Below are 21178 nucleotides of genomic sequence, written 5' to 3'. Positions count from 1 at the left end.
CGGCGCCATTTGCGGCGAAGACTGGGGCCGAAGGCCGCCCGCAAGCCGGCCGTCGGAAACAATCGAGCCCGAGGCCATCATGACCCTGCATGTCGTCCCCTCCTTCGGTCGCATCGGCGAGGAGAACGCCTTCGCCGTGCTGGCGCGCGCGACCGAGCTTCAGCGTCAGGGCAAGGACATCATCAACCTCGGCATCGGCCAGCCGGACTTCGCGACGCCCGAGCATATCGTCGAGGCGGCGGTGAAGGCGCTGCGCGACGGCCATCACGGCTACACCCCGGCAAATGGCATCCTGCCGCTGCGCGAGGCCGTCGCCGCCGATCTGCACAAGCGCTTCTCGGTCGATGTCTCGCCGGAGAGCGTGATGATCGTGCCCGGCGGCAAGGTCACCATGTTCATGGCGATCCTGATGTTCGGCGAGCCCGGCGCCGAGATCCTGTATCCGGACCCCGGCTTCCCGATCTATCGCTCGATGATCGAATACACCGGCGCGACGCCCATCCCGGTGCCGATCCGCGAGGAGAACGGCTTTGCCTTCTCGGCCGAGGAGACGCTGGCCCTGATCACGCCGAAGACCCGGCTGCTGATCATCAACTCGCCCGCCAACCCGACCGGCGGCGTCACGCCCAAGAGCGAGGTCGACAAGCTTGTCGCGGGCCTCGCGAATTTCCCCGACGTCGCGATCATGTCCGACGAGATCTACGATCAGATGGTCTATGACGGCGAGAAGCACGTCTGCCTGCTGAGCTATCCCGAAATTCGCGACCGGCTGATCCTGCTCAATGGCTGGTCGAAGACCTATGCGATGACCGGCTGGCGCATGGGCTGGTCGGTCTGGCCGAAGCCGCTCTACGACAATGCCCGCAAGCTCGCGGTGAACTCGCATTCCTGCGTCAATGCCCCAGCGCAATGGGCGGGTCTGGCGGCGCTCACCGGCCCGCAGGACGCCGTCCACGCCATGGTCGCCGAGTTCGATCGGCGCCGAAAGGCAGTGGTGAAGGGGCTGAACGAGCTTCCCGGCGTCTCCTGCATCACGCCGAAGGGCGCCTTCTATGCCTTCCCCAATGTCTCGCAGACCGGCTGGAAGGCGAAGAAACTCGCCTCTGCCCTGCTCGACGAGGCCGGTGTCGCCACCATCGGCGGCCCCGATTTCGGCGTCCATGGCGAGGGCTATATCCGCCTGTCCTATGCCAATTCGCTGGAAAACATCGAGAAGGCGCTGGAGCGGATGAAGAGCTTCCTCGAACAGGCCAAGGCTGCATGAAGGAGGCGCCAGGCTATCTCTGGCTGGCGGTCGCCATCGTCAGCGAGGTGATCGGCACCTCGGCGCTGAAGGCGTCCCAGGAGTTCACGCGGCTCGTGCCGTCGCTGATCACGGTCGTGGCCTTCCTCTGCGCCTTCTACTGTCTGTCGATCACGCTCAGGACGATCCCCGTCGGCATCGCCTATGCGATCTGGTCGGGTATCGGCATCGTACTGATCAGCCTGATCGCACTAGCACTCTTCGGCCAGAAGCTCGACGCACCGGCCCTCATCGGCATGGCGCTGATCATCGCCGGCGTCGTGGTGATCAACCTGTTCTCGAAATCGGCGGCGCATTGAGGCGCTGACCGCAGCAGGCGCGCCTCAGTTCCGGGCCGCGCTCGCGGTCACGCCCGGATCGACCTTGAAGCTCGACGCTTCGATCACGGCCGTGCCGATCATCGTCTTCACCGAGATGCGCACCGGCACCATCACGTCGGTCCCCGCCACGGGCGCGAGCCAGGTCGTGATGTCCTTGTTCTCGGTCATGAACTTGGTGCTGGGCCTCAGTGCCCTGTGACCGGCGATCGGGACGTAGCGTGCGTGGCAGACCGAAACCGGCCCGCTATAGCCTTCGAGCTTGACGTTGCGCGTGCCCGCGCTCGAGAGCTTGATGTCGTAGCGCGCCGCGCCGTCGAAGATCGGCAGGACACGGTTGCAGGCGCCGTCCTTGCCCTTGCCGTTGACCGGCATGATGAAGGCGCTGAGCGGGTCGACGATATTCCGCTTATGATTGTCGGTCAGCGGAACGCGATCCGGCTTTTCATCGATCGGCGGCTCGATATCGAGCCCCGCGACGCTGTTCTCGGCAAGTGCCATCCGCACGGTACGGCTCTCGCTGGAGCTCGCCGAGCTCACCGCGAAGGTCTTGGGGGAAAGCTTGCCGCCGACGAAGGCCCCGCTCGCGGCGCCCGAGCCCCGCCCGCCCGTGACGCCTCCGACCACGCCGGTCAGCTTGGCGACGAGGTCGAGCTTGTAGGCGGAGCCGTCGATATTGCCGCTGAGGCCGGCCTTGCCGAAGGTGATTCCCAGGAGCGAGACATCGTATCTGGCGTCGAGCGAAGCCGCCCCTGCTGCGGTGGCAACGGAGGTTGCGAGGATCACACCTGCCAGGGACGATGCGACGGCGGGCTTCATCCAGTTCCTCCGGAGCGGCGCGGTCATGCCGCGACATGCACTGTGAATCGGTCCGAATCGTGACCACTGGCGGCGTCAGCGGGCGAGTTTCGGACCAAGCATCCGGCCCGGCGCTTTACGATCCGTTAACGCTGACGGATCGCCATCCCGAGCCTTGGAGTTTTTCTTGACGCAGGCTCCGGCCTTGGCTATGGAACCGCGACTTCAATTTGACTTCCGGTGCTCGATGGCCGGCACGTCGCGTGTCGGCATTTTTATTTGAGCCCCCCGGGGATGCAAGGAACGATAACCATGGCCCGCCGTTGCGAACTGACCGGGAAAGCCACCCAGACCGGCCACCTCGTCAGCCACTCGAACCGCAAGACGAAGACCGTCTTCCGCCCGAACCTCGTCAACGTGACGCTGCAGTCGGACGCGCTCGGCCGTTCGGTGCGCCTGCGCGTGTCGGCCAACGCCCTGCGTTCGGTCGAGCATCGTGGCGGCCTCGACGCCTTCCTGCTCAAGGCCGCAGCCGCTGACCTCTCGGTCGGCGCGCTCTCGCTGAAGCGTGATCTTGAGAAGAAGCTCGCCGCCAACTGAGCGAGCGACCTTTTCGGGTTTGAAGGAAGCGGCCGCGAGGTCGCTTTTTTCGTTGGCGGGTCACTGTCTCCCCAGCAGAGCCGGACGATAGAAGCTGAAGGCAGGCGCTATGCCAGCTCGAATTCCAGCAGCAGCGTCCGCTGCAGGAACGAGAAATTGTCGTCCGAGATCAAGGTGAGAATCGTCCGCCCATCCTCGTGATGAATGGACAGGCCTTCCATATTATCGATTTCGAAGCCGAGATCCGCCTCGATCAGAGGAGGCCCGTCGAGCAATGCTCCGGGCTTGAGATCACGCCCCGCGATTCGCCTGATCCGCATGCCCACACCGCGTAGCGGCTGGTACCAGCGTTCCAGCACCAGCATGTCGCCCGAGGGCAGGAAGGCCAGATCGGTGATGTCGTAGCCATCACGCCGCGCCAGCTTGAACAGCCCGGGCTGCGAGCCGCCGAGGATAACGCCAAGCGTCGGCTCGTCTTGCCGGCCAGACCGCTCGGCGATGGCAACGAGCGCTCCCTTGAGCGGTCCGCTCGGTACGACGCCGAGAGCCTCCAGCCCGCGATTGCGCGGCAGCCGCTTGATTTCAGCCGGCACCGGTACGGAGCGCGCCCGCGCTTCGGTCCCCTGCCTCGCCCAGTCGAAACGCACGATCTCGTGCCGGCGCTCGATCCCGACATAGGCGATACCGTCGGCAATGCAGAGGCTTTCGGTATCGTAGAGCCCGGAGCGGGCCAGGGGACGTCCCGAAGCGCCGAGAATCGCCGCCATCTCGCCGCCGTCCAGCGCGATTGGCCGGCCATCTTGTGAAACGATCTTCGCGGTCAGCCAGTATCCGCGATCGCTGACCGAAACGAGATCCCTGCCATCGGCGGAGCGCGACAACCCCGAGAACCCGCCGAAGCGCGGATGACCGCAGGACAGCACCAGCCCGCCGCGGAATTGCAGGGCGCCGAAGCGCCGCCGGTCGGGATTACGTGGCTCGAAGGCCGCGATGCGCCGGGCGCTGATCTCGACGGGAAAGCGATTCTGTTCGATTGCGAGCGCCGCCCGCGGTAGCGCGAGCGAACCCAACCCCGCCAGCAGGCCGCGACGGCTGAGACGCATCAGTGCAGGCGGCGCGACGTGGAGCCGGAACCGGCAGCCGGCCCGTCTTCCTCGAACAGCTCGGCGAGCTTCTCGGTCATCACGCCACCAAGCTCTTCCGCATCGACGATGGTGACGGCGCGGCGGTAGTAGCGCGTGACGTCGTGGCCGATACCGATGGCGATCAGCTCGACCGGCGAGCGCGTCTCGATCTCGGCGATGACGTGGCGCAGATGCCGCTCCAGATAGTTGCCGGCATTGACCGAGAGCGTGGAATCGTCGACCGGCGCTCCATCCGAGATCACCATCAGGATCTTGCGCTGCTCGGGCCGGCCAAGCAGGCGCTTATGTGCCCAATCGAGCGCCTCGCCGTCGATGTTCTCCTTGAGCAGCCCCTCGCGCATCATCAGGCCGAGATTCTTGCGCGCCCGGCGCCATGGGGCATCCGCTGCCTTGTAGATGATGTGGCGCAGATCGTTCAGACGGCCGGGATTCGCCGGCTTGCCCGATTGCAGCCAGGCCTCGCGCGAGAGCCCGCCCTTCCAGGCGCGCGTGGTGAAGCCGAGCAGCTCGACCTTGACGCCGCAGCGCTCGAGCGTCCGCGCCAGGATGTCGGCGCAGGTCGCCGCGACCGTGATCGGCCGCCCGCGCATCGAACCGGAATTGTCGATCAGCAGCGTGACCACCGTATCGCGGAAGTTCACGTCCGATTCCTGCCGGAAGGACAGTGGCTGGAACGGGTCGATGATGATGCGCGGCAGGCGGGCCGGATCCAGCGCGCCCTCCTCCAGGTCGAACTGCCAGGAACGGTTCTGCTGCGCCATCAGGCGCCGCTGCAACCGGTTTGCCAATCTGGCGACGACGCCTTGAAGATGCGCGAGCTGCTTGTCGAGATAGGCGCGCAGACGCGACAGCTCCTCGGCGTCGCAGAGCTCCTCGGCTGTGACCGTCTCGTCGAACTTGGTCGTATAGGCCTTGTAGTCCGTCGCCAGGCGGCCGTCGCTCTTGCCCTCGCGCGGACGCGGAGCTTCGCCGGCCTCCTCGGATTCGGAGTTCTCGTCCTCCTCCTCCCAGTCGCCGGCCGGCGCATCGGTCGATTCGGAAGCACCGTCTTCCAGCTCCTCGGTGGCATCCTCGCTGACCTCGACCTCGGAGCGATCGGAACCGCTCTCCTGGTCGGATTCGCCTTCCTGCTGCTGCTGATCCTCGGAGGACTGATCCTGATTGTCCTCGTCCTCCTCGGACTCGTCGCCTTGCGCCGTCTGGTCGGCCATGTCGAGTGCCGCCAGCATGTCACGCACCGTGCGCGCGAAGCCACGCTGATCCTCGATCGACTTCGCCAGCCGGTCGAGGTCGTCGCCGGCCTTGGCCTCGATCTGCTCGCGCCACAGATCCACGATCTTCTCCGCCGCCTTGGGCGGCTTCAGCCCGGTCAGCCGCTCACGCACCATTAGCGCCAACGCATCCTCGAGCGGCGCATCGGCGCGGTCTGTGATCTCCTCGTAGCGCCCACCGCGATGATAGCGGTCTTCCAGCATGGCGGTGATGTTGCCCGCAGTGCCGGACATGCGCCGCGCGCCGATCGATTCGACGCGCGCCTGCTCGATGGCGTCGAAGACGGCTCGCGCCGCATCGCCTTCCGGCGCAGCGCGGCGGTGAATCGCCGCGTCATGGCAGGCCAGGCGCAGCGCCATCGAATCGGCATGGCCGCGCAGGATCGCAACGTCGCCAGCCGTCAGCTTCCGCGGTGGCTCGGGCAGGCGTGCCCGCTCGCCGACCAGCGACGGCTTGTCGGCAGCGAAGACGATTTCCATTTCCGGCTTGCGTGCGATCGCCTTCATCGCGCCCGAGATCGCCCGCTTCAGCGGCTCGGCCGGGGCTTCCTTCGGCGTTCCGGGTTTGCGGTTCGAGATGCTCATAGCGCCTTCGTGAAGTGATGCAGCGTTTGACCGGCCACCGGATAATCCTCCATGCGGCCGCACTCGCGATAGCCGAGCCTGGGATAGAAGCCCGGCGCCTGGATGCTCATCGTCGAAAGATAGACGCCGCGCGCGCCATAATCTCTCGCCTCCTGCTCCGCCTGCGCCAGCATGGCCGCGCCCCGGCCGGTGCCGCGCTGACTCTCGTCGATCCAGAACAGATCGACATGAAGCCATTCCCACTTCAATTCGCCGACCAGCCCGCCGAGGATGTCGCCGTTGCCGTCGCGCAGGCTGATCGTCAGCGGCTTGCCATTGCGGGGGCCGACCCGGACCTGGTTATGGGCGCTGAGGCCCCGCAGCACGGCGGCGCGCGTCTCGTCCTGCTCGGGCTCGACCGTGATCGCGACCACAACCCCTCCTAGCGCGAACGCCCGTCATATTGCGTCGGCGACAATGCGGCCGGCTCGACGCCGGCGAGGCAGCGTACGTTGACTGCGACCATCGGTGTGCCGTCCGGCATCGCCCCTCGTGCGAAGGATTCGATGCCGCAGGTCTCGCAGAACAGATGCTGGATCTTCTGCGTGTGGAAACGGTACTCGGTCAGCGCATCCTCGCCCTTGGTCAGGGTAAAGGCGCTGGCTGGCGCGAAGGTCAGGATCGAGCCGCGGCGCTGGCAGTAGGAGCAGTTGCAAGAGATCGTCTGCCCGAGATCGGCTTCGACCTCATAGGCAACCCGTCCGCAATGGCAGCTGCCCTGATACTGCGCCATGGCTCGTGTCTCCCCTTAGCTCAGCACCACGTTCGCGGCGCTTTCCGGCAGTTCCTTGCCGAAGGAGCGCTGGAAGAACTCGGCCACCAGCGTCCGCTCCATCTCGTCGCACTTGTTCAGGAAGGTGACGCGGAAGGCGAAGCCGATATCGCCGAAGATCGCCGCGTTCTCCGCCCAGGTGATCACCGTACGCGGGCTCATCACGGTCGAAAGGTCGCCGTTCATGAACGCATTGCGGGTGAGATCGGCGACGCGGACCATCTTGTTGACGATGTCCTTGCCCTCGGCGCTCTTCTGGTAGTGCTTCGACTTCGCCAGCACGATCGCGACCTCGTTGTCGTGCGGCAGGTAGTTCAGCGTGGTGACGATCGACCAGCGGTCCATCTGGCCCTGGTTGATCTGCTGCGTGCCGTGATAGAGGCCCGAAGTGTCGCCGAGACCGACCGTATTGGCCGTGGCGAACAGCCGGAAGGCCGCATGCGGGCGGATGACGCGCTTCTGGTCGAGCAGCGTGAGCTTGCCCGACTGCTCCAGCACGCGCTGGATCACGAACATCACGTCCGGGCGGCCGGCATCGTATTCGTCGAAGACCAGCGCGATGTTGTTCTGCAGGGCCCAGGGCAGGATGCCGTCCTGGAACTCGGTGACCTGCTTGCCTTCCTTCAGCACGATCGCGTCCTTGCCGACGAGATCGAGGCGCGAGACGTGGCTGTCGAGGTTGACGCGGACGCAAGGCCAGTTAAGGCGGGCCGCGACCTGCTCAATATGGGTCGACTTGCCGGTGCCGTGATAGCCCGAGATCATGACGCGTCGGTTGTGGGCGAAGCCGGCGAGGATCGCGATGGTGGTGTCGCGGTCGAAACGATAATCCGGGTCGAGATCCGGCACATGCGGATCGGCTGCGGAGAAGGCCGGCACTTCGAGATCCGTATCGATCCCGAAAGTCTGGCGCACCGACAGCTTCATGTCGGGCAGGCCGGGCGCAGTCGTCGTCGTCATCATCTTGTCTCCGGGCGCAGGGCCATGGCCGGCATCTTGCCGGTTACCCAGTGCCGACCGAGGAGGGAGGCGGATCATTCCTCCTTAGAGCGAAAGCCAGGAAGCGGCAATTCGCAAAGCTGCAACCCGGCCTTCGCAAAGGGCATGCCGGCTCACGGTCTCGAAGAAATCAACGCCGCTCGGCCAGGAGCAGTTTCACCGCTGCGACAGCGCGCCCTCCATCGTCGGGACGCAGGCTGCCGCGCGGTACTGATCGCCCAATCCGCGCTTCGATCGCGCGAACCAGCGCCTCCGCCGTCATCGGCGGCTGCCCGGACAGCCGCAGGCAGAGCGCAAGCCCGGCCCGTTCCAGCGCCTCAGCCCGGATCGCTTGCTCGGTCTCGGCACCCGCGTCGAAGGGCACGACGATAGCGGGGCGCCGCGCTGCGATCAGGTCGAGCACCGTGTTGTAGCCGGCCTGGCTGATCGAAAGGGCGCAACCGGCGAGCAGAGCCGGGAAATCGGATCGCACCCGCTCGACGATCGCCAGGTCTCTCGCCTCGGCCACGAGCCGCTGGAAGGCCTCCTCCGAAACGCCCCGCCCGACGAGAAGACGCCAGCGCCACGTCGCCGCCCCGTGCCGCGCCGCGCCGAGAGCGAGCTCGAAAAGCGGCAGGGCTGCAGCCGAACCGCCGCCAGAGACGAGAATCTCGCCGGCCTCCTGCGCCGCTCCCATGATCGGCGTATCGGCCAGATATCCCGTGTAGCTCAGCTTCGCAGCCAGCATCGCATCGACCGGCCAGGAGCGATCGAGCGGCAGGAAGTCCTCCTCGCCATGGACCAGCACCGCGTCGAACAACCGCGCGATGCGTTCCTGAGCTTCCACGATACGCGCGGGCTTGGGCGTCACCAGTACATCCCGCACCGAGGAGAGGATGCGGACCCTCGGGTTGATCGCCTTGGCGGTCGCGATCACCGCCAGGAATTCATCGGCCAATTGCCGCCGGCCGAACGGAAAATGTTCCGTGACGACGACATCCGGCCGCAGCCGCGTCGTCAATTCCTCCAACGCCGCCAAGCGGGTCGCCATCCGCTCCGGCTCGACCACCCTCCCCCTCTCGTCGAGCAAGGTCCGGAAGTCGACGCCTTCCGTCCGGACCGGCGGAAGCTGCACGAAGGTGAAAGGCTCGCCTTCCATCGGTCGGAGTGGCATACCACCACTGGCAAGCGTCACGGCAAAGCCGCCTCGCGCCAGCGCCCGCGCCAGATGCGCCGCCCGCACCAGATGCCCGCTGCCGAGCAGGTGCGTGACGACGATCAGCACGGTCCCGCTCATGCGCCCTCCCCCGATGCAGCGCGCAGCATGACCGCGACCCGGTCGAGCCCCGCCGCGGCCGAGAATGCCCCCCTCAGCCGCTGGAAGGCGGCATCGCCAAGCGCGGAGCGCCATCCCGGAGCAATCGCAAGCTCGGCCAAGGCAGCCGCCAGCGCATCGATATCGCCCGGGGGAACCAGCAGCCCTTCCTGCCCCTGCCGCACGAATTCGGGGATTCCCGCAAAATCGGTCGCCACAATCGGCAGTTTCTGGCTCGCCGCTTCCATCACCACGTTGGGCAGGCCGTCACGGTCGCCGTCGCCGGCCTGCTTCGAAGGCAGCACGAAGATGTCGGCCTCCTGGAGGGCGGCGATCACCTCGCCCTGCGCCTTTGGCCCGGCCCAGGAGATCCGTTCCGCCAGCCCGAGCGCCTGCGCCTGCTGCTTGAGTGCCTTCAGCCTTTCGCCGCCACCGATATGGGTCAGCCGCCAGTGCAATCCGGCGGGCAGCCTCGCCAGCGCGTCGAGCAGGTCGTCGAAACCCTTCTTCGCCACGGCACGACCGACCGTGACGAAGCGCACGGGATCCGCCGCCGCGGAGCCATCACGCGCTGGCCGTGTCTCGGGTCCAGGGAACCGGGCAAGGTCGAGCCCGTGATAAAGCAGCTCGACCTTACCGGGCCGCTCTGCCAGCCGCTCCAGTTCGCGGTGCCCATCCTGCGTGCAGGTGACACCCCAGGAGGCAGCGGCGATCTTCTCGCGCTTCTCCCAGTCCGGCGTCGTCCAGATGTCCTTGGCATGAGCGGAAAAGGACCAGCTCAAGCCCCGCAACAACGCCGCATAGCGGATCACCGAAGCCGGCGTGTGCAGATAGTGGACGTGCAGGTGCCGGATGCCGGCGGGCAATTCGCGCGCCATGACGCAGGCCTGGCCGAAGCGGCGCCAGCGATTGCGCGTCCGGTCGCGCAGGAGATCGCGCAGGAACGTCGGCAGGAGCCGAAAAAGGCCTGGCCGCATCAGTGCAGCGAGCATGCCGCGCGCCACACGGCCCGGCTCGTCATGCAGATATTCCGGCAGATAGCGCACCGGCGCCGTGATCTGGCGATGCATCAGGTGCCGATCGGCGTCGGTCGGGTGGCGCAGCGACCAGATCTCGAAGGCCAGGCCGCGCTGCTGCAGGCCGAGCAGTTCCTGCGCGATGAACGTCTCCGAGAGGCGCGGATAGCCCTTCATCGCGATCGCGATGCGTGGCAATGCGGGACCGGTCATCGCCGGCCGATCAGCATGAAGCGGGTGTAGTTATTCGTCGGCCGCGCCCCCGCGAACCAGAGCTCGGCCAGCCCCGCCTGCTCGCGGAAGGCGTCGAGAGACGACACGCAGCTGCGATGATCGGGCTCGCGATAGTAATCGTTCGACTGCAGCAGCAGCGGCAACCCGACCGGCAAGCTCGACAGCCAGCCCGGAACATCGTCGAGATGCTCGCAACTCGTATTGACGACGAGCCCCGGCGCCGGCGACAGCGCGGCGAAGTCCAGTTCCGTCATGTCGGCCGTGACGGCCCGGAAACGGCTGGTCGCGACATGGCGATGGTTCAGCGTCTCGGCAATCGGCGCGCAGGTGGGATCGATATCGAGGCTGACGACCTGCCCGATCTCCAGCCTTTCGTCGTCGAGCAGCAGCGCACCGAGCACGCCATACCAGGCGCCGAGCACCCAGATCGGGCCATCGGGCCTGGGCAAGGTGCCGGCCAGCGCCTCGACCAGCCACTGCTTCGAGGCGATCTGCTTGTGATTGCAGGCGATCGAGAGATCGGGCGGCGCGCCTTTGCCGTAGAGCCGAGCGACGTCGGCGACGATGCGGTTGCCCGACAGCGCCGCCATGCCGCGCAACAGGTCATGAAAGGCCTCGACGGGCGGTTCTGGCGTCATGGTTCGTTAGGAGCGCGGAATGGCGGGGCTAGGCGCGCGGACCATAGGCAGGCCCGCGCGCAAAGGCCAGAGCGGTCCGGTTTCACGTTTCCGTCGGGTCGGACCCCGGCTCCGATGCCGCCGGTTCGGCCGCAGGACCGTCACCGCTCCTTGCCGCCGTGGCCGCGACAGGCGCCTCGTCGCCACGCTTGCGCCGGGAGACTTCCGGCGCGCTGGCAAAGCCGAAAGCAGCCAGCGGCGTCTCGCGCCCCTTGATCGCAACCTTGAGCGCGGTGGTGCCGGGATAGCTGCGGGCGGCCGCGCGGATCGTGTCCTCCGAGACGACGACATCGGAAAGTACGCGACGCGTCGCCGATTCGAGCTGGCTCGCGATCATGACCGTTTCGCCGACCGTGATCTCGCGCCGGCCGAGATTGTCGTTCCCGACGGCGCCGATGATGGCGTTGCCGGTATGGATGCCGATGCCGATCCTGAGCGGCAGCGGCAGCGCCGCGCCGAACTCGCGGTTGAGCGCCTCGACCGCCCGCACGATGTCGGCCGCCGCAGCGATCGCCGCCTGCGCGGCCTTCGCCAGCGGACCTTCAAGGCCGAACACCGCCATGAAGCCATCGCCATAAAAAGCATCGATGCGCCCGTCATGCGCGGTGATCGCCTGGCTCATCTCGTCGAAGAAGCGGTTGAGCAGGCCGATCAGCTCCTGCGGCAACTGCCGCTCCGACAGCGCCGAGAAGGCGCGCAGATCGGCGACCATCACGGTTAGATCGCGACGACCCAGGGTCGCGTCGGGCTCGAGGGTTCTGCCCGGCGTGGCGTTAAGGCGCGAGGCGAGCAGGATCTGGACCTGCAGATCGTCGCGCGGCCGGATCTGGCAGGCGAGCCTGACCCGGTCCGGCGCCGAGATCCGCCTGAGCAGCTTGGCCTCGTTTGGCCCCGGCTTGGGCAGCGTATCGGCGCCGTCGATCACCAGGACCCGACAGGTGGCGCAGCGCGCACGCCCACCACAGAGCGCAGCATGGGGAATGCCGAAGCGACGGAACATCTCCAGCACCGTCGGCCCGGGCACAAGACGCCGCGTGCCATGGCCGACGAAGCGCATGGTGATCTGGCGGGTGGTGCGCACCCGCACCTCGCGCGCGGCGACGAAGACCATGAAGCAGCCGACGAGGCCGTAGAACACCGCCTTGGCCGAGGCCACATTGAAGGCGACCATCGCCTGCTGTGCCGGCGTGACCAACTCGGGCGGCAACCCCATCAGCTGGGCCTCGCGGGCGGCGACGAAGAAGCCGATCAGGGCCAGCAGCGGCACCAGGATCGCTCCAAGCAGGAAGACGTCGCGCCAGTGGCGATAGCTCTCGCGCGAACGCAGCAGGAAATGGATCCCGATCATCCCGTGAGTCCAGACCAGCACGAGCAGCAGCGATTGAGTCAGCGCCGAATGCGGCCAGAGCCGCCGCAGCACCGAGTGGTAGCTCTCGTCCATCTGGAAATAGGCGCCCGCCACCCGCGTGTTGATGATGTGGTCGACCAGAAGCAGCGGAATGGCGAGACCGAGCGCGATCTGCAGCATCTCGCGCGCCGGCATCTTGAAGGTGCGGCGTTGGGCGACCCGCAGCAGGGCGAAGAACGGATGGACGATGAAGGAGCCGTAGAGCGCCACGGTACCCGGCCAAGTGTGCCAGAACCAGTAGCGCCACTGCTGCACCTGCTCCATCGCGTGCACACCGAAGATGCCGACCGCGTGGTTGATGAAATGCGAGGTCGCGAAGGCGAGCAGGATCAGCCCCGAGATGAAGCGGATGTCGCGGCTCCAGGACGAAACCTGCTCCATGCCGGCCCCCATGGCGCCGCTCCTGGCGCCGGCGGACTGTGGCAGACTCATGGGACAACCTGCTCCGTCAAGCCGCCTCGCCCGCCAGCAGCGCGTTCGCAAGCCGGGCCACGCGGTCGGCGAGGTCGCGGCTGACGGCGAGGCTGAACTCGGGCACGGTCTGCAGCAGCTCGAAGAACAGATCCTTCGGAATGCGCAGAGCGAGCACCTCGGTGCCGGCGGAGACCTTGCCGAGGAACTGCTTGCCGCTCAGCAGCGAGACGTCCCCGATGATGCTGCCGGCCTCCTTCTGGAAACGGCGACCGCCGCCGTCATCGCGGCGCTGCGAGAATTCCACGTCGCCTTGCAGGACGACATAGACTCCCTGCAGCCGCTCCTGATCACTGACGATGGTGTCGCCGGCCGGGAAGCGCAGCCGCTCCCCCATCAGCGCAACGAGTTTGAGACGCGAGGCCGGAAGCTCGCGAAACAGCGGCAGCTCGCGCAGGCAGGCGATATCGGTTTCGAGCGTCATGACCCCACCTCCATCCGCTGGGCATCCCCGAAGCGGGGCGGCTGGCCGAGCGCATCGTTCGCGGCTCGCGGCAATGCACCGGCTTCGATGACGCCGGTCGGGCCATGGAAGGTCACCCGCAACGGAACGTCCTCGACCAGAGTAGCATCTCCAATGAGAAGAAACAGCGTCATACCGCTGCAATAGCGGCGCAGCCGCTCGACGATGCCCGCCGGATCGTCCGAAATCGCCAGGAAGCCCGTGACGTCCAGCACCGCGATCTGTGGCGCCTTGATCAGGGCCTGCATCAGCGGGATCGCATGCCGCAGCCGAACCGGCAGGTAGCGCCCCCGAATGCCGCTCTCGGTGTCGAGGCCGAGGCGATAGAGCGTGCCCTCGAGACCAGCGCGCGACAGCGCCCGGTGGACCACCGTCGAGACCTTTTGCTCGGCATCCGCGATGCCGTAGCCGATCCGCCCGAACAGCAGGTTGTCGCGGACGCTGGCTCCGAACATCACCTTGCCGGGATCGTAGAACTCGACGTCGCCTACGGCATCCGCCGGCAGGTGCTTGTGGAAGCTGGCGCGGGCGCGCAGGATTCGCTGCTGTAGACGCCGATCGATCAGGTTCAGCCTGTGCTTGGGCTCGATGTAGCCGAGGGCTAGCGCGACGAGGTCACATTCGGTCTCCTGGTCGAGCGGCGTGCGCATGTCGTGCTTGGCCAAGCTCGCCGCCAGCGCGTTCAGACGCTCGAAATCGAAATTGGCACCGAAGGAATAACGCTCGAACAGCGCATGCCCCGTCGGCAACCCCGCGAAGATCTCGGCCATGGTCGCCACGATCCGGCTGCCCATGTCGGAAAGCGGTTCGATCAACGCCTCGGCCCTCAGGATCGCATGGGCATAGGGCTCGAAATAGAGCGTCGCGGTGTCGAAGCGGGCTGTCGTACAGGTGCCGAAGATCAGGTTCTCGGCCATGGTCGCGTTGGCGTTGTAGCGATCGGCGATGAAAGGCTCGACCAGGTCGCCGCGCTCGGCCCGCGCGAGTTCACGCGCTACGGCGCGCCGCGCGGTGATGATGCGACGCGTCGCCTCCTCGCTCACCGGCGGCATCACCTTGCCCCCAAGGCCCAGATTGTAGACGTCCTCGGTGCAGCCGAACACGTCGAGAAGATCGCGGACGCGCCGCGCAAGCGCTGCCCGGTCGTCGAGCCCCGCCCCGCCGTAATCGGTCCAGTCCGCCTCGAATGGGAAGGGCGAGTTACCCGACCGAACAGCCTCCACGAAACGGTGTACCTCGCCCGGCGCGACCGCTCCCTGGGCCTTCAGGTCCGGCCGGTGTCGTTGCAGCGGCAGCAGGAGATTGTCGCGCATCGAACCCGCGATGATCTCCGCCTCGTCGCCGGAATACCCGATGATATAGCTCGCGCGTTCGACCGACATGGCGGCCAGCGGCTCCCCATCGATCAGGATGCGCCCGGAATAGTTGGTCGCCTGACGGCCGAGAATGCGCCCGAGCACGTCCTTGCCGCCACCGGGCGGCCCGGTCACCGCGACGAGACCCGGCCGCGACACCCTGAACGACAGCGGCGTCAGCAGCGGCTGACCGCGATTGTCGAGCAGCTGCAGCGCCTCGACCTGGATCTCGCCCGTCGCCGGCAACGGCGCCACGGCCGCGTCTTCGTCGAGGACCAGCGTGTCGTCGCTGTTGAACTGCGAGATCACCTGATCGTACTTGATGCTGACGTCGTTGCGCTGCTGATCCCAGTCGATCAGCTCCTTGATCGGCGGCGGCAGGTCGCGATAGGCGCCGATGACGGCGACGAGCTGGCCGATATCGAGCCGCCCCATCAGAGCGAAATAGCCGCCGATCGAGTAGAAGAAGAACGGCGTGACCTGGGCCAGCAGATTGTTCAGGAACTTGACCGCGAACTTCCGCTTGTAGAGCGCGTAGCGGATGTCGAAGAGCCGGCCGAGCCGGCCGGCGATGTCGGACTGGACATAGGCGGTGGCGCCGTGCCCCTGGATCATCGGCCCGGCATCGACGATCTCGCCGATCCGCCCCGCGAGCTGGCGCGAGGCGATCTGCCGTTCGCGCCCGAGCCGCAATTGCTCGCGCCGCAGGATCGGAATGATGATCGCCTGAGCCAGCACGATCAGCAAGGCGATCGAGCCGAGCCAGAAATTCTGCGCCATGATGAAGACCAGTGCCGTCAGCGCCTGACTCAGCAGGAAGACCGGCTGGATGAAGGCATCGCCGACAAAGCTGCCGATCGGCTCGACCTCGTCCTTGATCATGCTGGCGACCTCGGCCGGCTTGACCGCCCGGATCTCCTCGGGCCGGAAACGCATGAGCTGGCTGAACAGGTCGTAGCGCATGCGGCGCAGCATGCGTTCGCCGAGAATGCCCTTGCGGACGTTGACGACGTATTTGAAGCCGCCGTTGATCAGCACGAGCAGCAGGAAGTAGCCGGACAGCCCGACCAGCAGGCCGAGCTGCCCAACCTGGATGCCGTCGAACAGCTTGAGGCTCGCGCCGCCCAGCCAGGACGGCAGATGCAGCGTGATCTCCATGAAGGTGGTGGTGATGTGCCCGTCCCTGAAGGCACCGCCCTGGATCGCGTCGTTGACGATGCGCTTGGGCACGTCGAACGAAGCCCAGTTGAACGGGATCGAAACGAGGATGATCAACAGGACGATGATCTGCTCGCGACGGCTCTTCTGCCAGATATAGCGGAAAAGGTTGGGCTCCAAAGGAGACGATCCTGTTCGGCGCGGCCGCGCATCCGGCTGCCATTATGCCCCGCAGCCCGTAAGCGTCCATATATGGTGAGCTGGCAGCACAGCACAATGCGCCCGAGCCGGACATCGCGTTATGCTCCGGCAGGCAGAACCGGCGCGTAAGGGGGAGACATGGTCGAGCTTGCCGGCAGGCATCGAATCGGGCGCCTGGCGCTGCTCGTGACGGCGCTGCTCGTGACCATACCACTGCCGGCTGCAACAGCGCCCGCTCCTGACCCGGCCAGCCTGATCCTTGTCGACGGTTTCGAGCAGGGCTCGTTCGCGCCCGAAGGCGGCCTTTTCTACAAGGACAATCCGGAACAGCGCGCGGGACGCATCGCCTTCGGCCGGAATGCTCCCTTGCAGGGGCAGGGCGAGCTCACTCTGACGGCGGTGCCGGCCTGCGACCGGCGTGCTGAGGGCTGCAGCGAGCGCGCCGAGGCCTGGGAACGCCCGGAGGTTCTCGTGCCCTATTCGGAAACCGTCTGGTACGGCCTTGCCATTCGTCTGAACGACCCGCTGCCGCAGGATGATCGCAGATATGTGATGGCGCAGTGGAAGCGCGAGACCCTTCGCGACGCAGAACGCGACTTTTCTCCCTTCCTCGCCCTCAGGCTCTACCAGGGACGCCTCGGCTTCACCGTCGAGACCGATCTCCTCGTCTCCTATCCGATAGGCAGCCCGGAGCGTCCGGAGGGCTGCCTGCCAGGCGAAGCGCGCGTGCTGAACCGTCCGGAATCCCATCAGACGCGCGCGCTGGTCGCCATCGAGAGCGGTGCGACGCCGGAGAGCTATCCGGATTATTTCGACGCCTGCGCGCCCGGCATCCGGGTGACGCGCCACGCGGATCTTCCATCGGCGCAGAAGGGCTGGATCGATTTCGTCGTCCGCTCGCGACCGGGACCGGCCGGCGACGGGCATGTGGAGATCCTGGCCGACGGCGTCCCGATCGTCACGGTCAAGGGCCATATCGGCCACGCGGCGCCGGGCCTCGACCGTAACCAGTATTTCAAGTTCGGTCCGTATCGCGCGCCCAACGCGCTGCCCTGGAGCATCAGCTACGACGATTTCCGCCGCGGCCCGCGTTGCAGCGATGTCATCCGCGCCGGGCAATGTCCGGCCGAATGAGCCAGCCTGCCGAAAGCCATTGGCAAGACGGAACTTTCGACGTCTAGTGACGTCGGGTGAGGATGGAACCTCACCAAAGGGGACATGTCAGTTCGGTCTATGGATATCCTTCGCGTCAGCGACCTGCGCATCGGCTTCACGGTTCACGGACTGGCTCGCGACGTCGTGAAGGGCGTGAGCCTGCGCGTGCCTGCAGGGAAGACCGTCGCGCTCGTCGGCGAATCCGGCTCGGGCAAATCGGTGATCTCGCAGGCGATCATGGGCCTGCTGCCGCGTGCCGGCGACATCACCGGCGGCGAGATTCTGTTCCGCGACCCGCTGGCACCCGAGACCGTGATCGACATCGCTGCCCTGCCCCGCGAGGGCCCGGGCATCCGGGCGCTCCGCGGCGGGCGCATCGGCATGATCTTCCAGGAGCCGATGTCGTCGCTCTCGCCGGTCCACACCATCGGCAACCAGATTCAGGAGGCGCTGCTCCTCCACCGGCCGATGCCGAAGGCGCAGGCCCGCGACCTGATCGAGGCGATGCTCAAGCGCGTCGGCTTCAAGAACCCGCACCGCGCCTATGGGCTCTATCCGTTCGAATTGTCCGGGGGCCTGCGCCAGCGCGCCATGCTGGCCATGGCGCTGATCTGCCAGCCGGCCCTGCTCATCGCCGACGAGCCGACGACCGCGCTCGACGTCACCATCCAGGCCCAGGTGCTCGATCTGATGCGCGATCTCCAGGCCGAGATGGGCATGGCGATCCTGCTGATCACCCATGATCTCGGCGTCGTCGCCAACATGGCCGACGAGGTCGTCGTCATCTTCCACGGCGAGATCATGGAGCGCGGCCCCGTCGAGGACATCTTCCGGCGCCCGCGCCATCCCTATCTCAAGGCGCTGCTGAAGGCCTCGCCCCATTTTGACATGGACGAGGGCGAGCGCCTCGTCGCGCTGCGCGAGGCCCGCCCGCGTCCGCCCGCTGCCGCGAAGCCCCCCGCACCTGTCGCCGGCACGGCGCCGCTGCTGCGGGTCCGCAACCTCCATAAGACCTATGTCACCGGCTCGCGCGGCTTCTTCGGCAAGGGCAGCCTGTCGGTCGTCAAGGCGGTCAACGACGTCTCCTTCGATATCCGGCGGGGCGAATGCCTCGGCCTGGTCGGCGAGAGCGGCTGCGGCAAGACCACGGTCAGCAAGATCGTCATGCGCGCCGTCACGCCCGATTCCGGCGAGGTGATCTTCGACGACGGCCATGAGCGAGTCGACATGCTGGCTCTCGAAGGCGATGCCCTGCGTGCCTTCCGTCCGCGCGTCCAGATGATCTTCCAGGACCCGGTCTCGTCGCTCTCCCCGCGCATGACGGTGAAGAACATCCTGCGCGAGCCGCTGGTCATCCACGAGCGCGGTGAGGCGCCGGAGCAGGCCGAGCGGGTCAAGGCGCTGATGCAGGATGTCGGCCTCGATACCCGCTTCCTCAACCGCTATCCGCACTCCTTCTCCGGCGGGCAGCGCCAGCGCATCGGCATTGCGCGTGCGCTCGCTCTCGACCCCGAGTTGGTCATCTGCGACGAGCCCGTCTCGGCGCTGGACGTCTCGGTGCAGGCGCAGATCCTCAACCTGCTCAAGGACCTCCAGGCCGAGCGCGGCCTGACCTTCCTGTTCATCTCGCACAACCTCGCCGTCGTGAACTATATGGCTGACCGTATCGCGGTGATGGCCAATGGCCGCATCGTCGAGATCGCGCCGCGCCACGCGCTGTTCACGCGGCCGGTGCACCCCTACACCAAGGCCCTGCTGCGCTCGGTGCCCTTCGCCGATCTCGATCGACGGCTCGACTTCAAGCTGGCGGCACCCGGCGGCGCCTCGGACGACAGCGCCTGGAGCAGCGCCTTCAAGGCCGGGGCCGATAACGCCGAATTGACACACCTTCCCCTTGGAGAAGGGCATTATGTGCTGGCGCGCCCGGATGCCGATGTGAAGGAGCTGGTGCCGTGACCAAGCGCCACCCTCGCCCGACACGCCGCTCGGCGCTGCTGCTGGGCACCGCCGCCATCGCCGGTCTGAGCCTGCCGCGCCATGCGCGCGCCGCGCCTCACCCGCCCTCGGCGATCGACAGTCCCTTCTTCGCCGATCGCGTGGCGGCAGGCGCGCTGCCGCCGATCGGCGACCGGCTACCGGACATTCCGCGCGTCCTCGACATGGCCGGGCTCGGCCGCCAGCCCGGGCGTCACGGCGGCAATATCCGCCTGCTGATGGGCGACCAGCGCGACCTGCGCATGATGACGCTCTACGGCTACACCCGCCTCGTCGTCTATGACGACAAGCTCGAGATCGTGCCCGACGTCCTCGAAAGCTTCGAGGTCGAGGAGGGGCGCATCTTCACCCTGCGCCTGCGCCCCGGCCATTGCTGGTCCGACGGCTCGCCCCTGACCAGCGAAGACTTCCGCTACTGGTGGGAGGACGTCGCCAACAACAAGCGCCTGTCACCCGGCGGGCCGCCGCAGGCACTGCTCTCGGCCGGTGAACCGCCGGCCTTCGAGGTCCTGAGCGAGACCGAGATCCGCTACAGCTGGCAGACACCGAATCCGGTCTTCCTGCCGGCACTCGCCGCAGCCCAGCCGACCTATATCTTCATGCCGTCGCAGTACCTGCGGCAGTTCCACGAGCGCCACGCGCTGGAGCGCGAGCTCGCCGTGAAGATCAAGGAAAACCGCGTCCGCGACTGGGGTGCGCTGCACGAGCGCAACTCACGCATGTACCGCCCCGAGAACCCGAAGCTGCCGACCGTCGAGCCCTGGCGCAACACCACCCCCCTGCCGGCCGAGCAGTTCATCTTCGAGCGCAACCCCTATTTCCACCGAATCGACGAGAACGGCCGGCAGTTGCCCTATGCCGACCAGGCGACGATGACGGTCGGCACCAGCTCCCTGATCCCGGCCAAGACCGCCGCAGGCGAGGCTGACCTGCAGGCACGCTACCTGCGCTTCGACAACTATACCTTCCTCAAGGAAGCCTCGAAGCGGATGAATTTCGACGTCAGGCTGTGGAAGCGGGCGGAAGGCGCCTATTTCGCGCTGCTTCCCAATCTCAACGCCATCGACCCGGTGTGGCGCGATCTCAACCGCGACATCCGCTATCGCCACGCGATCTCGGTCGCTATCAATCGGGCGGACGTCAACAAAGTCATCTTCTTCGGCCTCGCCAGGGAAAGCGGCAACACCGCCCTCCCCGAGAGCCCGCTCTACGACCCGACACTGGCCTCGCTCTGGATCCAGCACGATCCGACGCTCGCCAACAAGCTGCTCGACGAGATCGGCCTGACCAGGCGCGACCACGACGGCATCCGCCTGCTCTCCGATGGCCGGCGGCTGGAGTTCACCATCGAGACGGCGGGCGAGAACACCGAGGAGACCGATATCCTCGATCTGCTCAAGCAGGATTTCCTCGCCGTCGGCATGAAGATCTACCCCCGCTCGACGCAACGCGACGTCTTCCGGCGCCGCATCCTCGCCGGCCAGACGGTGATGTCGGCCTGGTCGGGCATGGACAACGCGCTGGTCACGCCGGACATGGAGCCTGACATGCTGGCCCCCACCTCCTCGGCTCAGTTCGAATGGCCGCGCTGGGGCCAGTTCTTCGAGAGCAACGGCCGCGAGGGCGAACGCCCTGCCTTGGCCGAGGCGAACGAACTCGTCCGGCTCTATGGCGAATGGCGCATGAGCGTGACGACGAGGCAGCGCCGGCAGATCTGGCAGGACATGCTGCGGATCAACGCCGAGCAGCTCTTCACCATCGGTGTCATCAACAGCACCCTGCAGCCCATCGTCGTGTCGAAGGATCTCAACAACGTCCCCGAGCACGGGCTCTACAGCTTCGAACCGGGCGCCTTCCTTGGGCGCTACCTGCCGGACACGTTCTGGTTCGACGCGAAGAAGACCGAGGGCGAGGGCTGAACG

At 66.6% G+C, this 21178-nt stretch carries 18 protein-coding genes; 6 read left to right on the top strand and 12 right to left on the bottom strand.

Annotation, left to right across the window (positions count from 1 at the left end):
- Positions 1-79: 79 nt before the first annotated feature.
- Together CE453_RS07125 and CE453_RS07120 are read left to right on the top strand one after the other, a co-directional pair.
- Positions 80-1264, top strand: coding sequence for a pyridoxal phosphate-dependent aminotransferase (locus tag CE453_RS07125; RefSeq protein WP_089173949.1), 1185 nt, complete (start codon positions 80-82; stop codon positions 1262-1264).
- The gene (locus CE453_RS07120; protein ID WP_089173948.1) at positions 1261-1602 is read left to right on the top strand and encodes a DMT family transporter; all 342 of its coding nucleotides are present in this window, start codon (positions 1261-1263) and stop codon (positions 1600-1602) included. The genes CE453_RS07125 and CE453_RS07120 overlap by 4 nt, the downstream gene beginning before the upstream one ends.
- A 24-nt stretch (positions 1603-1626) precedes the next feature.
- On the opposite strand, the gene CE453_RS07115 is transcribed toward CE453_RS07120, so the two are convergent.
- The gene (locus CE453_RS07115; RefSeq protein ID WP_157732929.1) at positions 1627-2439 is read right to left on the bottom strand and encodes a DUF3108 domain-containing protein; all 813 of its coding nucleotides are present in this window, start codon (positions 2437-2439) and stop codon (positions 1627-1629) included.
- 291 nt (positions 2440-2730) lie between these two features.
- Here CE453_RS07115 and rpmB point away from each other — a divergent pair, with 291 nt between their 5' ends.
- Entirely contained in the window at positions 2731-3018 is a 288-nt protein-coding gene (gene rpmB / locus CE453_RS07110; protein ID WP_055727258.1) for a 50S ribosomal protein L28, read from the top strand.
- A 107-nt stretch (positions 3019-3125) separates the two neighbouring features.
- Here rpmB and CE453_RS07105 read toward each other — a convergent pair whose 3' ends face one another.
- From CE453_RS07105 to CE453_RS07055, 11 genes are all read right to left on the bottom strand, one after another.
- Positions 3126-4121, bottom strand: coding sequence for an esterase-like activity of phytase family protein (locus CE453_RS07105; protein ID WP_089173946.1), 996 nt, complete (start codon positions 4119-4121; stop codon positions 3126-3128).
- Positions 4121-6019 carry a cobaltochelatase subunit CobT gene (gene cobT / locus CE453_RS07100; protein ID WP_089173945.1) on the bottom strand — a complete coding sequence of 633 codons (1899 nt, stop codon included), beginning with the start codon at positions 6017-6019 and terminating at the stop codon, positions 4121-4123. Before cobT ends, CE453_RS07105 begins: the two co-directional genes overlap by 1 nt.
- On the bottom strand, positions 6016-6432 hold the full coding sequence (locus CE453_RS07095; protein WP_089173944.1) for a GNAT family N-acetyltransferase: 417 nt from the start codon (positions 6430-6432) through the stop codon (positions 6016-6018). Before CE453_RS07095 ends, cobT begins: the two co-directional genes overlap by 4 nt.
- 8 nt (positions 6433-6440) lie before the next feature.
- The gene (locus tag CE453_RS07090) at positions 6441-6791 is read right to left on the bottom strand and encodes a GFA family protein (protein WP_089173943.1); all 351 of its coding nucleotides are present in this window, start codon (positions 6789-6791) and stop codon (positions 6441-6443) included.
- A 15-nt stretch (positions 6792-6806) separates the two neighbouring features.
- Entirely contained in the window at positions 6807-7793 is a 987-nt protein-coding gene (gene cobS, locus CE453_RS07085; protein WP_089173942.1) for a cobaltochelatase subunit CobS, read from the bottom strand.
- 166 nt (positions 7794-7959) lie between these two features.
- Positions 7960-9105, bottom strand: coding sequence for a glycosyltransferase family protein (locus CE453_RS07080; RefSeq protein WP_089173941.1), 1146 nt, complete (start codon positions 9103-9105; stop codon positions 7960-7962).
- Positions 9102-10352, bottom strand: coding sequence for a glycosyltransferase (locus CE453_RS07075; RefSeq protein ID WP_089173940.1), 1251 nt, complete (start codon positions 10350-10352; stop codon positions 9102-9104). Before CE453_RS07075 ends, CE453_RS07080 begins: the two co-directional genes overlap by 4 nt.
- Positions 10349-11011: a hypothetical protein gene (locus tag CE453_RS07070; protein WP_089173939.1), complete on the bottom strand. Its 663-nt coding sequence runs from the start codon at positions 11009-11011 to the stop codon at positions 10349-10351. Before CE453_RS07070 ends, CE453_RS07075 begins: the two co-directional genes overlap by 4 nt.
- Positions 11012-11093: 82 nt before the next feature.
- Positions 11094-12890 (bottom strand): adenylate/guanylate cyclase domain-containing protein, encoded by a 1797-nt coding sequence (locus CE453_RS07065; protein WP_089173938.1) that lies wholly within the window; start codon positions 12888-12890, stop codon positions 11094-11096.
- A gap of 16 nt (positions 12891-12906) precedes the next feature.
- Entirely contained in the window at positions 12907-13353 is a 447-nt protein-coding gene (locus CE453_RS07060) for a Crp/Fnr family transcriptional regulator (RefSeq protein WP_089173937.1), read from the bottom strand.
- Positions 13350-16085, bottom strand: coding sequence for an ABC transporter transmembrane domain-containing protein (locus CE453_RS07055; protein WP_089173936.1), 2736 nt, complete (start codon positions 16083-16085; stop codon positions 13350-13352). Before CE453_RS07055 ends, CE453_RS07060 begins: the two co-directional genes overlap by 4 nt.
- A 159-nt stretch (positions 16086-16244) precedes the next feature.
- Between CE453_RS07055 and CE453_RS07050 the strand changes: the two genes are divergently transcribed.
- The 3 genes from CE453_RS07050 to CE453_RS07040 all read left to right on the top strand — a co-directional run bounded on the left by CE453_RS07050 (position 16245) and on the right by CE453_RS07040 (position 21175).
- Positions 16245-17240, top strand: a complete 996-nt coding sequence (locus CE453_RS07050) for a heparin lyase I family protein (RefSeq protein ID WP_089173935.1) — start codon at positions 16245-16247, stop codon at positions 17238-17240.
- Positions 17241-17324: 84 nt separating this feature from the next.
- A complete protein-coding gene (locus CE453_RS07045) occupies positions 17325-19217 on the top strand; it encodes an ABC transporter ATP-binding protein (RefSeq protein ID WP_089173934.1) in 1893 nt (630 codons plus the stop codon).
- Positions 19214-21175 carry an ABC transporter substrate-binding protein gene (locus CE453_RS07040; protein ID WP_089173933.1) on the top strand — a complete coding sequence of 654 codons (1962 nt, stop codon included), beginning with the start codon at positions 19214-19216 and terminating at the stop codon, positions 21173-21175. Before CE453_RS07045 ends, CE453_RS07040 begins: the two co-directional genes overlap by 4 nt.
- Positions 21176-21178 lie beyond the last annotated feature (3 nt).

Origin of the sequence: Bosea sp. AS-1, from assembly GCF_002220095.1 — a bacterium.
GTDB lineage: Bacteria > Pseudomonadota > Alphaproteobacteria > Rhizobiales > Beijerinckiaceae > Allobosea.
Note: the sequence above shows the minus strand (reverse complement) of the source record. Positions and strands in the feature narration are given on the sequence as shown.